Annotated in this window: 11 protein-coding genes; 9 read left to right on the top strand and 2 right to left on the bottom strand. The window is 75.0% G+C overall.

Annotated features, from left to right (window positions below):
* Positions 1–114 precede the first annotated feature (114 nt).
* The 6 genes from EMA09_RS07600 to EMA09_RS07575 all read left to right on the top strand — a co-directional run bounded on the left by EMA09_RS07600 (position 115) and on the right by EMA09_RS07575 (position 8196).
* Positions 115–1830, top strand: a complete 1716-nt coding sequence (locus EMA09_RS07600) for a PucR family transcriptional regulator (protein WP_129840124.1) — start codon at positions 115–117, stop codon at positions 1828–1830.
* Between the two features lie 249 nt (positions 1831–2079).
* Positions 2080–3429: a diaminopimelate decarboxylase gene (locus EMA09_RS07595; RefSeq protein WP_240796287.1), complete on the top strand. Its 1350-nt coding sequence runs from the start codon at positions 2080–2082 to the stop codon at positions 3427–3429.
* 104 nt (positions 3430–3533) lie between these two features.
* Positions 3534–5000, top strand: coding sequence for a Na+/H+ antiporter NhaC family protein (locus tag EMA09_RS07590; protein ID WP_129840122.1), 1467 nt, complete (start codon positions 3534–3536; stop codon positions 4998–5000).
* Positions 5001–5013: 13 nt separating this feature from the next.
* Entirely contained in the window at positions 5014–6603 is a 1590-nt protein-coding gene (locus tag EMA09_RS07585; RefSeq protein WP_129840120.1) for a D-aminoacylase, read from the top strand.
* 101 nt (positions 6604–6704) lie between these two features.
* Positions 6705–7064 (top strand): histidine triad nucleotide-binding protein, encoded by a 360-nt coding sequence (locus tag EMA09_RS07580; protein ID WP_129840118.1) that lies wholly within the window; start codon positions 6705–6707, stop codon positions 7062–7064.
* Positions 7065–7284: 220 nt separating this feature from the next.
* Positions 7285–8196, top strand: coding sequence for a ribonuclease Z (locus EMA09_RS07575; protein WP_129840116.1), 912 nt, complete (start codon positions 7285–7287; stop codon positions 8194–8196).
* Positions 8197–8217: 21 nt separating this feature from the next.
* Here the strand turns inward: EMA09_RS07575 and EMA09_RS07570 are convergent, their stop codons facing one another.
* On the bottom strand, positions 8218–8724 hold the full coding sequence (locus EMA09_RS07570; RefSeq protein WP_129840114.1) for a MarR family transcriptional regulator: 507 nt from the start codon (positions 8722–8724) through the stop codon (positions 8218–8220).
* A gap of 137 nt (positions 8725–8861) precedes the next feature.
* On the opposite strand from EMA09_RS07570, the gene EMA09_RS07565 reads away from it, so the two are divergent.
* Together EMA09_RS07565 and EMA09_RS07560 are read left to right on the top strand one after the other, a co-directional pair.
* Entirely contained in the window at positions 8862–9452 is a 591-nt protein-coding gene (locus tag EMA09_RS07565) for a malonic semialdehyde reductase (RefSeq protein WP_129840112.1), read from the top strand.
* Entirely contained in the window at positions 9449–10693 is a 1245-nt protein-coding gene (locus EMA09_RS07560) for an MFS transporter (protein ID WP_129840110.1), read from the top strand. The genes EMA09_RS07565 and EMA09_RS07560 overlap by 4 nt, the downstream gene beginning before the upstream one ends.
* 95 nt (positions 10694–10788) lie before the next feature.
* Here the strand turns inward: EMA09_RS07560 and EMA09_RS07555 are convergent, their stop codons facing one another.
* The gene (locus EMA09_RS07555; RefSeq protein ID WP_129840108.1) at positions 10789–12117 is read right to left on the bottom strand and encodes a 6-phospho-beta-glucosidase; all 1329 of its coding nucleotides are present in this window, start codon (positions 12115–12117) and stop codon (positions 10789–10791) included.
* Between the two features lie 27 nt (positions 12118–12144).
* On the opposite strand from EMA09_RS07555, the gene EMA09_RS07550 reads away from it, so the two are divergent.
* The gene (locus tag EMA09_RS07550) at positions 12145–13293 is read left to right on the top strand and encodes a PfkB family carbohydrate kinase (protein ID WP_129840106.1); all 1149 of its coding nucleotides are present in this window, start codon (positions 12145–12147) and stop codon (positions 13291–13293) included.
* Positions 13294–13387 lie beyond the last annotated feature (94 nt).

Here is a 13387-nt window from a genome sequence, read left to right as displayed (position 1 = left end):
GTTCCGTGACGATTCCCGCGATAGTCGAGGGGTGACGGTCACGTTTGGTGATCGACGACGCGGGGGATGATCGCTGAGAGTAGCGATCCATGAACGGAAGGTGGAGGTCAGGGCATGGCGGACACGGAACTCTTCCTCCGGGCCTCCGACACGGCCCCCGACGGGACGCTGGAGCGCATGCTCTCCGTCGTCGGCACGGGCGCCCTGGAGGTGTGCGCGGCCCCCGAGGGGCTCGGCGCGCGGGTCCTCGGCGTGACCGTGTGGGACGCGCTGGAGCCCGACCCGGCGCCGGGGCAGGTGGTGCTCGCCGTCGGTGTCGACCCCGGCTCGTTCGCGGCGGTCGACCTGCTGCGCACGGCGGGCAGGTGCGGCGCGGCGGCCGTGGTGTTCCGGCAGGGCACGGGCGGACCACCGGGCCCGGCCCTGCGGGCGACGGCGCGCGAGGCCGGTGTCGCCGTGCTGCTGCGCACCGCCTGGGCCGGGTGGGCGCAGCTCGTCGGGTCGCTCCGGGCCTGGCTGGCCGCCGGCGGTGTCCCCGCCGACCCGGAGATCGAACGGGTCGCGCTCGGCGACCTCGACGGGCTCGCCGAGGCGGTCGCCGCCCTGGTCGGGGGCGCCGTGACCATCGAGGACGTGCACTCCCGCGTCCTCGCCTACTCCACGACCGGCGCCGACGTGGACGAGATCCGCATGCTGACGATCCTCGGCCGGCGCGTCCCCGAGTGGCGGGTGGCGGCGCTGCGCGAGGCCGGGTTCTTCTCCGCGCTGTGGGGCTCGGGGGACGTGGTGCACCGGCCGGCCGAGGGCGCGGTGCCGGAACGGCTCGCCGTCGCGGTCTCGTCGGCCGGCGAGATCCTCGGGTCCATCTGGGTCGCGGCGGCCGGCGGTCCCCTGCCGCCCGGCGCGGCGGCGACCCTGCGGGCGGCAGCCAGGGCGGCGGCACCCCACCTGCTGCACCACAGGTCGCGGCGGGCGGGCGAGGCGCGGGCCGTGCAGGAGGCGGCGCGTGCGCTGCTCGACGGGCACGTGCCCGCCGGCGACCCGGTGGCCCGCATGGGGCTGCGGGCCGACCGGCCGTGCGCGGTGCTCGCCGTGGGCGCGGACACCGGAGCCGACCCGGACCCGGCCGCCGAGCCGGGGACGGCCGCCGAACCCGACGCGGGGACGGCACCGGACGGCGCGGGGGACGGCGGGCGGCTCCACGACCTGCTCGCCCTGCACTGCGCGGCGTACGGGCAGCGGGCCTTCGTCATCCCCACCGGGCGGGACGCCCTCGTGCTGATCGCCGACCTGGCCCCCGACGCGGAGCGGGCCGCCGCGCAGGCCGCGCAGCGCGGATCGTTCCTCGCGCAGCAGCTCTCCGGCGTCACCGGCCGCCGGGTGCGGGTCGGTGTCGGTGAGGTCGCCGCCCGGCCCGACCGCGCCCCCGAGTCCCGGCGGGACGCCGAACTGGCGCTGCGCGCCCTCCGGTTCAGCCGCTCGGCCACCATCGGGGAGCGGGCCACGGCCCGCGTCGGCGACCTCGCCGAGACCGTCGCGCTGCTGAGCGTCGCGGACACCCTCCGCGCCACGGACCTGCCGTCCGACACCCCAGTGGCCCGCCTCGTGGCGTACGACGCGCGGCACAGGGGCGGACTGCTGCCGACCCTGCGCGCCTACCTCGACCACTTCGGCGACCTCCCGGCGGCGGCCCGGGCCCTGGGCGTCCACCCCAACACCTTCCGCTACCGCGTCCAGCGGCTCCACGACACCTGCGGCATCGACCTGTCGGACCCGGACAGCCGCCTGCTGGCCCACATACAGATCCGGCTGCTCGGCCCCACGGAATGACACCGCCGGAAACGGCGGCTGCCACCCGGCCCGGACGGCGACACGGTCCCGCACATTCGTGCGGCGGCACCAGGCTTCGTTCCACCTTTCGTGCGGAGGCACGAAACGCGGTGGCGAACGGCCGGCCGTTGGGCCGCCGTACGGCCCGGCGCGGGGAAAACCGTGGGGCCGTATGAAGACGCGGCCGACCGGCCGCGTGCAGCATGAAGCACCCCACGAACCAAGCCATGACCAGCCGGAAGGTGCGGTGTGAACGACTCCGAAACGACGCGGCGGCGCGAGGACATCCTGCGCGCGGCCGTGCGGCAACGGCTCCTCGACCCCGAGGACGCCCTGCTCGCCGGATTCATCGACCTCGACGGCGTGGCGGCGAGCGTCGCCTCGCTCCACCACGCCTTCCCGTCGTCCGTGACCGTCCTGCACACCTTCGCCGCCAAGGCGAACAGCCTCGTGCCCGTCCTGGCCGAGCTGCGCGCCCTCGGCATGGGCTGCGAGGTGGCCAGCCCCGGCGAACTCGCCCAGGCCCTGGCCGCCGGCTTCGCGCCCGAGCGGATCGTGTTCGACTCCCCGGCCAAGACGACCGCCGAGCTGACCCACGCCCTGGACCTCGGCATCGCCGTCAACGCCGACAACTTCCAGGAACTGGAGCGCATCGACGCCCTCCTCGCCAACCGCCCCACCCCCTCCGCCTCGCGGCTCGGGGTCCGCGTCAACCCGCAGGTCGGGACCGGGTCCATCGCCGCGATGAGCACCGCCACCGCCACCTCGAAGTTCGGCATCCCGCTCCGCGACGAGGGCAACGAGGAACGCCTTCTGCGCCTGTACCGCGAGCGCCCCTACCTCACCCAGGTCCACGTCCACGCCGGGTCGCAGGGCGTGCCGCTGGAGCTGATCGCCCAGGCGGTCGCGCGGGCCGTCGCGTTCGCCGACGCCGTGAACGCCACGGCCGGCCGCCGGCAGGTCACCGGCATCGACATCGGCGGCGGCCTGCCCGTCAACTTCGGCGGGGACACCGTGACCCCCACCTACGACGAGTACGTCGGGCAGCTCCGCCGCCACGCGCCGGGCCTCTTCACCGGCGGCTACGCGATCACGACCGAGTTCGGCCGGTCCCTGCTCGCCAAGAACGGCTTCATCGCCGCCTACGTCGAGTACACGAAGAGCGCCGGCGGCCGTCCCATCGCCATCACCCACGCCGGCGCGCAGGTCGCCACCCGCACCGTGTTCGCGCCCGCGTCCTGGCCGCTGCGGGTCACCGCACACGACGCGACCGGCGCCGCGAAGGACGGCCCCGCCACCGCCCAGGACATCGCGGGACCCTGCTGCTTCGCCGGCGACGTCCTCGCCCACGGCTGCGAGGTGCCCCTCCTCGAACCGGGCGACCTCGTCGCCGTCCTCGACACCGGCGCCTACTACTTCTCCACCCCGTTCCAGTACAACAGCCTGCCCGAGCCGGCCGTTCACGGAGCCAGGGGCGGCGGCGACGGCACGGAGCCCGTCTTCGAGACCCTCCGCACCGCCCAGACCGTCGCCGACATCCTCGCCCGCACCACCACCCCCACCGGCCCGAGCACGGAGGCCGCCGTCCCCGCCGGCTGACCGGCCCACCCGCCCCGGCACCCGCACCCGCCGCCGTACGGAAGCACGGAACGAACGACAGCCCCACCGCACAGCACCAAGCACACGCACCGAAGGAACACCCCATGAGCGACGTGGATCTCGTCCCCGCAGGCCGGCCGCCCACCGCACCGGCCGGCACGCCAGGGCCCGCCCCCGCCCCCTCGGGACGTACGGCCGTCCGCCGCCGGGCGGTCGCCGTCTGCGCCGCCGCCGGACTCGTCCTGTCGGCCGTACTCGGCCCGTTCGTCGACGCCCCCACCCTGTGGGGCCTCGTCCCGATCGTGCTGTACGCCGTCCTGGCCCTGCTCGGCATGGACATCATGGTCGCCACCGTCGTGGCCATCGTGTCGGCGCTGCTGATCGTCCACCCGAGCCCGAGCGCGACGGCCGACATGCTCGGCGCGTCCCTCGCCGACCAGGTGACGATGATCGGCCTCATCATCATGCTCGGCGCCGGAGTCGGCGAGGTCCTGCGCGCCACCGGCGTCGCGGCCACGATCGTGCGCGGCGTGATGCGCGTCGTCGGCGAGCGGAACCGCACCGCCGTGACGCTCGGCGTCATGCTGTCCTGTCTGCTGCTCGTCGCGAGCCTCGGCACCCTCGCCGGCGCCCTGGCCATCGCCGCGCCCCTGCTGCTGCCCATCGTGGCGCGGCTCGGGTTCACGCGGTCGGCGACGGCCGCCATGATGTTCATCGGCGGCTGCGCGGGGCTCGCCCTCGCGCCGTTCGCCGGGTCCAACGTCGCGATCATGGACGCCGCCGACGTCGGCTACCTCACCTACCTGATCCACGGCGCCGGGCCGCTCGCCGTCCTGTCCGTCGTCGCCGGCCTGCTCATCGTGCCCTGGATGCAGCGGCGCACCGAGGGCACCGGCGACCTCCACGACGAGGAGATCACCGGCGACTCCGAGGACGCCGTGCCCGACGGCCGCAGCAGGCGGGCGACCGCCGTGTTCGCGCTGGTCCTGGTCGCGAGCGTCGTGTACGCGGTGATGGCCGAGGCCGGCACGGCGTTCCCGCTGCTCGCGCTGCCGGTGATGGGCGTGGCGGCGGCCCTGGCCGGCGGGATGACGCCGACCGAGGCTGCGCGGACGGTCTACCGGGGCGCGGCGCGGCTCGTGGACGTGTTCCTGCTGTTCTGGCTGCTGGCGGCCCTGTTCAAGGTGGTGGACGACCTCGCGCCGTTCCAGGTCGTCCTCGACACCTGGGGCGACGACCTCGGCGGGATGCCGCCGTTCCTGTTCGCCCTGGTCATCGGCCTGCTGGGCTGGGTCGGCGTGCCGGGCGCGACGGCCGCGCAGGTCGTGCTCCTCGACCAGGTCTTCGGAGGGCTGGCCGCCGACGTCGGTGTCGGCGCGGGGGCGTGGGTGATCGTGCTGCTCTTCGCGTCGAAGGCCGACACGTACGGGCCCTTCCCCAACGCCAACATGGTCGGCGCCATGGGCCTGGCCCGCTCCGACCGGCTCAACAACATGATGCTCACCGGTTTCCTCGTCCTGGTCCCCGCCTGCCTGATGTACGCGGCGATCCTGTTCGGCGAGACGGTCTGACGGGGAGGCTCACATGACCGACCACGACATCGTCATCAACGGCGGCACGGTCGTCGACGGCACCGGGACCCCGGGCCGCCGGCTGTCGGTGGGCGTCACGGGCGGCCGGATCTCCGCGCTGTCCCCCGGCCGCCTGACCGGGCGGCGCGAGATCGACGCGACCGGGCAGACCGTCACCCCCGGCTTCATCGACCTGCACTCGCACGCCGACTTCGCCGTCGAACCCGACCCGGGCGCCGACACGCAGATCACGCAGGGCGTCACCACCCTCGTCACCGGCAACTGCGGGCACTCGCCGTTCCCGCTCGACGCCGACGGGACACGCCCGCGCTCCGGCGTGCTGGACGGCTCGGCGCTGAGCTGGACGTGGCGGGACGCGGCCGGCTTCGGGGAGGCCATGACGCGCGTCGCCCCGGCCGTGAACCTCGCCCTCCAGGTCGGGCACAACGCGATCCGCCTCGCCGTCCTCGGCATGGACGACCGCCCGCCGAACGAGGACGAACTGCGCCGCATGTGCGACCTCGTCACGCAGGCCGCCCGGCAGGGCGCGGTCGGGTTCTCCACCGGCCTGATCTACATGCCCGGCGTGTTCGCGTCGCCCGAGGAGGTGCGGGCGCTGGTCGCCGCCGCCGCGTCCGCCGGGCTGCTCTACTCCACACACATACGGAACGAGACGTTCCACGTCATCGACGCCGTGCGCGAGGCGATCGGCGCCGCCGAGGCCGGCGGCGCCCGCCTGGAGATCTCCCACCTGAAGGCCATGGGGCCGGAGAACCACGGCGCCGTCACCGAGGCGCTCGCCCTGATCGACGCCGCACGCGAGCGCGGCGTCGACGTCACCGCCGACGTGTACCCGTACACCGCGTCGAGCACCGGCCTCGTGTCCCGCCTGCCCGCCTGGGCCGTCGACGGCGGCGTGGAGCCGACACTCGCCCGGCTCGCCGACCCGCCGGTCAGGGAGAAGATCGCGGCCGAGCTGCGGGCGCGGTTCGGCCGCGACATCGACCCGGAGGGCGTCGTCATCGCCGCGCTCCCCGAGGGCCGCTACAGCGGCAGCGTCGGCCGCTCCCTCGCGGACATCGGCCGCGCCGAGGGCACCGACCCGGCGGAGGCGGCGCTGCGGGTGCTGGAGCACCACCGCCTCGGCGTCGGCATCGTCAACCACGCGATGAGCGAGGCGGACGTCGAGACGGTGCTGCGGCACCCGTGGGTGTCGGTCGCCAGCGACGGCTGGGTGATGACGGCCGAACGCACCGGCCGCCCGCACCCGCGCAGCTTCGGCACGTTCTCCCGCGTCCTGGGCCGGTACGTCAGGGAGCGGGGCGTGCTCCCGCTGGAGGAGGCGGTGCGGCGGATGACGTCCCTGCCCGCCGCGCGCATCCGGGCGGCGGACCGGGGCGTGCTGCGGGTCGGGGCGGCGGCCGACATCGCCGTGTTCGACGCGGCGACGGTGACCGACCGCGCGACGTACGAGGAGCCGTGGCAGCTCTCCACGGGCTTCTCGACGGTGCTGGTGAACGGCGTCGCCGCCCTCCTCGACGGCGCCCTCACCCCGCACCGCGCCGGCCGCGTCATCACCCCGTCCCCGGCCGCCGCGTCCTGACGGCCGCCCGACGGCGTCCTCCCCCGGGGGACGCCGTCGGCAGGCGGTAGCATCCCCGGCAGAACGTTCCGGACGCCGACGCCGAGGAGGGCGTGCACCCGATGGCGGGAGAACCGCAGGCCGACTGCCTGTTCTGCAAGATCGTGGCCGGTGACGTCCCCGCCACCGTCGTCCGCGAGACGGACACCACCGTCGCCTTCCGCGACATCAACCCGCAGGCACCGACGCACGTCCTCGTGATCCCCCGCGCCCACCACCCGAACGCCGCCGCCCTCGCCGAGGCCGCGCCCGACGTCCTGGCCGTGATGATGCGCGAGGCCCGCGAGATCGCCGCAGGCGACGGGATCGAGGGCACCGGCTACCGCGTCGTGTTCAACACGGGCAGCGGCGCCGGGCAGACCGTCTTCCACGTCCACGCGCACGTGCTCGGCGGACGCGGCCTGGAGTGGCCTCCCGGCTGACTAGTGCCGCGTCAGGCAAGGTTTGCCCGTCAAGGAGCGGCGTCCGGTGCGGTGCATCGCAAGGCGCCGGATCGAAGCTCATACCCGTCGTATTCGCGCGATTCGGCAACGCAGCGAGGTGCCGTGCCGGGCGACGCGACGGGGCGAACCTTGCCTGACGCGGCACTAGCGCTGCCCGCGCCCGTATGTACGCGATCCGCAGGAAGGGTGCACGGCGCCCGTGTCCGCCCGCGAACTGGTGGTCCTCGGCACCGCCAGCCAGGTACCGACCCGGCACCGCAACCACAACGGCTACGCCCTGCGCTGGGACGGCGAGACGATCCTCTTCGACCCGGGCGAGGGCACGCAGCGGCAGATGACCCTCGCCGGGGTCACCGCGACCTCCCTCACCCGCGTGTGCGTCACCCACTTCCACGGCGACCACGCGCTCGGCCTCGCCGGGGTGATCCAGCGCATCAACCTCGACCGCGTCCCGCACCCCGTGCCGATCCACCACCCGGCGAGCGGCCGGGAGTTCCTCGACCGCCTGCGGTACGCCACCCCGTACCACGAGACGGCCGAGGTCGTTCCGGCCCCGGTCACGGAGGAGGGGCCGCAGGCCGTCAGCGGCATCGCCGGCTTCACGCTCACCGCGCACCGGCTGTCCCACCCCGTCGAGTGCTTCGGCTACCGGCTCACCGAGCCGGACGGCGTCCGCATGCTGCCGGACCGGCTCGCGGCGCACGGCATCGCGGGCCCGGACGTGGGCCGGCTGGGCCGCGCGGGCAGTCTGCGCGGCGTCACCCTGGCGGAGGTCAGCGAGACGCGGCCGGGCCAGCGGTTCGCGTTCGTCATGGACACGCGGCTGTGCGACGGCGTGTGGGCGCTGGCCGAAGGCTGCGACCTGCTGGTCATCGAGTCCACCTTCCTGGCCGCCGACGAGGCGCTGGCCAGGGAGTACGGCCACCTGACGGCGGGCCAGGCGGCCCGCGTGGCGAGCGAGTCCGGCGTGCGGCACCTGGTGCTGACGCACTTCTCGCAGCGCTACACGGACCCCGGGGCGTTCGCGCGGGAGGCCCGCGAGGCCGGCTACGACGGCGACCTCACCGTCGCGGAGGACCTGGCACGCGTCCCGGTACCGCCCCGCCGCTGATCCCGCACGTGCGGTCGGCGGTCAGGCGAGGGTGGTGTCGTCGTGTGCTTCGAGGATCGCGCGCAGTCCCGAGGCGATCTGCTCGCGCTGCCGCGCGCCGAGCGCCGAGAGGATCCGCTCGTACTCCCGCAGATGTGTCGTGATCATGTCGTCCGCGACAGCCTTGCCGTGCTCGGTGAGGCGGATCTGCACGGAACGCCGGTCGGCGCTCTCGCGCACCCGCTCGACCAGGCCCTTGTCCTCCAGGCGGTCGATCCGGTTCGTGACGGCGCCCGCGGTCACCATGGCCGCCTTGAGGAAGGCGCCGGCCGTGAGCGTGTAGGGCGGCCCTGAGCGGCGCAGCGTGAAGAGCATGTCGATCTCGCCCATGGCGAGGCCGAACGCGTCGCGCAGCTTCCTGAAGTGCTGCTCGTGGACGCGCTGCATCCGCTGGATGCGCCCCATCACCTCCATCGGTTCCAGCGCGGCGGACAGGTCCGGCCGTTCCTCGCGCCACTGCCCGACGATCAGATCCACCGCATCGGCCACGTACGGACCTCCTCCTGCGCTCAATTGATTTCACCTTAAGAGACTTGACGTTGAAAGGGCAAGAGTGATCTCCTTCAACGTTAAGAGACCTAGTATTGAAATATTTGCTCGGTCGCCCGCCTGTCTGGAGCCCCACGATGCCCCTGCTGCTCGATCCCGCCGCCCAGGACCTCCTCTTCCGCACGGCCCGCACCGCGAACACGTTCACCGCCGAGCCGGTGTCCGACGCGCAGATGCGGGCCGTCTACGACCTGGTCAAGTACGGTCCGACCGCGTTCAACACGGCCCCCTTGCGCGTCGTCCTCATCCGCACGCCCGAGGCGCGCGCACGGCTGCTGCCGCACATGGACGAGGGGAACCGCGCCAAGACCGGGTCGGCTCCGCTGGTCGCGCTGCTCGCCACCGACCACGAGTTCCACGAGGAGCTGCCCCGGCTGGTGCCCCATGCCCCGCAGGCGAAGGACGCGTACTTCTCCGAACGGCCGGTGCGTGAGCGGACCGCCGCGCTGAACGGCGCCCTGCAGGCCGCGTACTTCCTGATCGGCGTCCGGGCGGCCGGGCTCGCGGCGGGGCCGATGACCGGCTACGACGCCGAAGGGCTGCGCAAGGAGTTCCTGGACGAGGACCACGTCCCGCTGATGGTCGTCAACATAGGCCGCCCGGGCCCCGACGCCTGGTTCCCGCGGCTGCCGAGGCTCAGCTACGACGAGGTCGTGACCGCCGTATGAGCGCCACCGACAGCACGGCCGGAGTCGGATCGGACACGCCCGGCCGGCGCCTGCCGGCCGGGCACGGTGAGGCCGTCCCGCGGATCCCCGTCCTCTGGCTGGCGTTGCTGGCCACTCCGGTGGCCGCGGCCAACAACGCGCCGGTCCTGATCCTCGGCGACATGAGCCGGTCGCTCGGGGTGTCCACGGAGACCGCGTCGTGGCTGGTCACCCTGTCGGCGCTCGCCCTGGCCGTCGCCACACCGCTGATGGGCGCGCTGATCCGCCGGCGCGGCACCCGCCCGGCGCTGTGGCTGGGAGCCGCGCTCGTGCTCGCCGGCACCCTGGTGGTCGCCACGTCCCCGTGGCTGCCGCTCACCCTGGCCGGCCGTGTCGCGCAGGCCGCGGGCGGCGCGGGCATGATGGCCGTCGCGCTGAACCTGGCGGGCACCGTCCGCCGGATGGGCGTGATCAGCGCTGGGTCCGGGATGCTGGGCGCGGTGGGACCGCTGCTCGGCCAGCATCTGACCGGCGCGATCTCCTGGCGGGCCGCGCTGTCCGTCCTCGCGGTCACACTCCTGGCCGTGCCCGCGGTGAGCCGCGGCGCCCGGCACGCGCGGCCCCCGGAGGAGCGCTTCGACACCCGGGGCGCGGTCCTGCTGGCCGTGCTGTCCGGCGGACTCGTCCTGCTGCCGTCGAACCCGTTGCCCGCCATGGTGCCGGCGGTACTCGCCACGATCCTGCTGGCCGTACACGTCCGACGCCGCCCGGAGGGCTCCGTCCCGGCGGTCGCCCTGCGCTCCCCCCGGTTCCGTGGCGCAGTCCTCGTCACCATCGGCCTGTCCACGTCGTACTTCACCCTGCTCTACGCGATCCCGGACCTGCTGGGCGACCGGGCGGGCTGGTCGGCCGGCGCGGTGGCGACGGGCCAGATGACGGCCATGCTCGCCGGCTCGGCGCTCACCCTGGCCTTCGCCGCGCACGCGGCCCGCATGAGCCGGAACGCGATACGCGCGGTCCTGCTCACGGCGGGCGCGCTGGCCGCGCTCACGGCCGCCCTCGCTCACGGGGCGGTCGCACTGCTCCTCGCCATCGGCGCAGCCGTCTTCACGGCGACCTCTGCCAACGGGATCCAGGGCGCCGAGGCCGCCTCGTCCGTCCCCGGGCGCGAACGCGCCACCGCCCTCGGTCTTTTCACCCTCGTCTACCTGATGGGCGGCGCCCTGGGACCCGCCCTGGCGACGGCGATGGTGCTCGACTGAGGCCGGTCACGGCCGCCGTGGGTGCGCGGTCCCGCTCCCGACGTACCGGAGCGGGACCATCGGCCGAGTGGTGGCGCGTTCGCCGGACGCCCGCGTCAGCGGAAGCCGGCGCGGGTCAGGAGGCGGTCCGCCGCCGTGACCGAGTCGACCAGGGGGTGCAGCGCCAGCGCGCGCAGCGCGGCGTCACGCGAACGGGTGACCGCCGCGTCGATCGTGGCCCGCTCCACGGCCTTGACCTGGAGCATCAGGCCCGTCTCGCCGAGCCCCGGCATCACGCACGGCACCGGGTGCGCGCCCTGGCCGTCCACCTCGCACACCGTCTCCACGATGGACTGGACCGGCAGCGCGGGGACCGTGCCGCCGTTGCGGACGTTGAGGACGAGCCGGGTCCTGCGGTCCCCGGCGATGGCCCGCATCAGCGCCAGCGCGACATGCTCGTACCCGCCACCCTCGAGATCGGCCGCGTCGCGCGGCCGGGTGTCACCCCCGGCGGCGCGCGCCTCCGCGCCGTACGTCTCCTCCCGCTCCCGGCGCGCACGCTCCCACAACTCCAGCGCGCGCCCCGGCTCGTGCGCCGCCGCGGCGAAGAACGCGCCCTGCTGCCGGTCCAGGAACTCCCCGCGCGTCCGTTCCGCCGAGCCCGCGGCCGCCCGCGTCTCCCGCGCGAAGTAGTAGTAGTGCAGGTACTCGTTGGGCAGCGACCCCAGCGCCCGCAGCAGGGAGCCGCCGAACAGCCGGCCCTCCTCGAACGACGCCAGCGCCGCGTCGTCCGCGAGCAGCCCCGGCAGCAGGTCGTTCCCCCGGTGCGTGAGCGACAGCAGCCACCCGAGGTGGTTCAGCCCGACATAGGCGAACGCCACCTCGTCCGGGTCCGCGCCCGCCGCCCGCGCGGCACGCCGCACCAGACCCACCGGCGAGTCGCAGATGCCGATGACCCGGTGCCCCAGCACACCCGACATGGCCTCGGTGACCATGCCCGCCGGGTTGGTGAAGTTGATGACCCACGCGTCCGGCGCGACCGCGGCCACCCGTTCGGCGATCCGCAGGGCCTCGGGCACCGTCCGCAGCCCGTACAGGACACCGCCGGCGCCCACCGTCTCCTGCCCGAGCAGGCCCTCGGCCAGCGGCCCCCGCTCGTCCGCGATGCGGCCCGCCGTGCCGCCGACCCGCATCGCGCAGAACACGAAGTCCGCGCCGCGCAGCGCGTCGTCCAGGCCCTCCGCGACCCGGACGCGCGGCGCGCCCGGCACCCCCGCCGCCAGCTCCGCGAGCACCGCGGCGATCACCCCGGCCCGCGCCGGGTCCGTGTCGTGCAGCACCACCTCGTCCGGGCGACCGCCGGGCCGATCGGGACCGCCTGTCAGAAGCGCCCTGTATACCAGGGGTACGCGGAACCCACCGCCGCCGATGATCACAAGCCTCATGAGCCGGAAGCTACCGCAGGAGAGACGGTGACCGACAGGAACGCCGACCACCCGCCGGCCGCCGACCGGCGGCGCCCGTGCCGCGGGATCGACCCGCTCGCCGCCGTCAGGACGCCGGACGGGCCGCCGTTCGACGTCTTCCTCACCGGCACCGTCTTCCTCGACATCGTCTTCACCGGCCTGCGCGCCGCGCCCGAGCGCGGCAGCGAGACGTGGGCGAGCGGTATGGGCTCCAGCCCCGGCGGTGTCGCCAACATGGCGACGGCCCTCGCGCGCCTCGGCCTGCGCACGTCGCTGGCCGCCGCGTTCGGCGACGACAAGTACGGCGAGTACTGCTGGGAGACGCTGGAGCGCGGCGAGGGCATCGACCTGTCGCGCTCCGGCGTGGTCCCCGGCTGGCACTCCCCGGTGACCGTCTCCATGGCGTACGAGGGCGAGCGCACCATGGTCACCCACGGGCACGACGCCCCGGCCGCCCCCGCGGGCACGCCGCTCGGCGCCGGCGGCCCGCCGCCCGCCCGCTCCTGCGTCGCCTCGCTGACGCCGGGGCGCCCCCAGGAGTGGATCGGCGAGGCCGCCCGCGCGGGCAGCCTGGTCTTCGCCGACGTCGGGTGGGACGACACCGGCGCCTGGGACCTGGCCGCCCTGCCCGACCTGGCGCACTGCGAGGCGTTCCTGCCGAACGCGGCCGAGGCCATGCGCTACACCCGCACCGACAGCCCGGCCGCGGCGGCCCGCGCCCTGACGGAGCGGGTGCCGCTCGCCGTCGTCACCATGGGCGCCGACGGCGCGGTCGCCGCCGACGGCCGGACCGGCGAGATCGCCGAGGTCCCCGCGATCGTGGTGGACGCCCTGGACACCACCGGCGCCGGCGACGTGTTCACCGCCGGCTTCGTCACGGGCACGCTCGCCGGCTGGCCGCTGGCCGACCGGCTGGCCCTGGCCGGCCTCACGGCGGCGCTGTCCGTCCAGGAGTTCGGCGGGTCGCTGTCCGCGCCCGGCTGGGGCGAGGTCGCCGCGTGGTGGCGGCTGGTGCGGTCGGCCGGGCCGGACGCCGGCGCCGGGCCGTTCGGGCGCGAGCGGGAGCGGTACGCGTTCCTCGCCTCCCTGCTGCCGGGACCCGCCCCGGCCTGGCCGCGCCGCCGTGCCGTCCCCACTCTCGGCTTCCGCGGCTGACGCCCTGCCCGCCCGGCCGTGGGTCAAGCCGTGTGTCAAGACGGCGGGGCCTGGGCCGACGTCCGGGGCGGCGGCGGCCGTTCGCCCCGTATTC

This window comes from Streptomyces sp. RFCAC02, assembly GCF_004193175.1.
Classification (GTDB): domain Bacteria; phylum Actinomycetota; class Actinomycetes; order Streptomycetales; family Streptomycetaceae; genus Streptomyces.
This window is presented reverse-complemented; position numbering and strand designations above follow the sequence as displayed.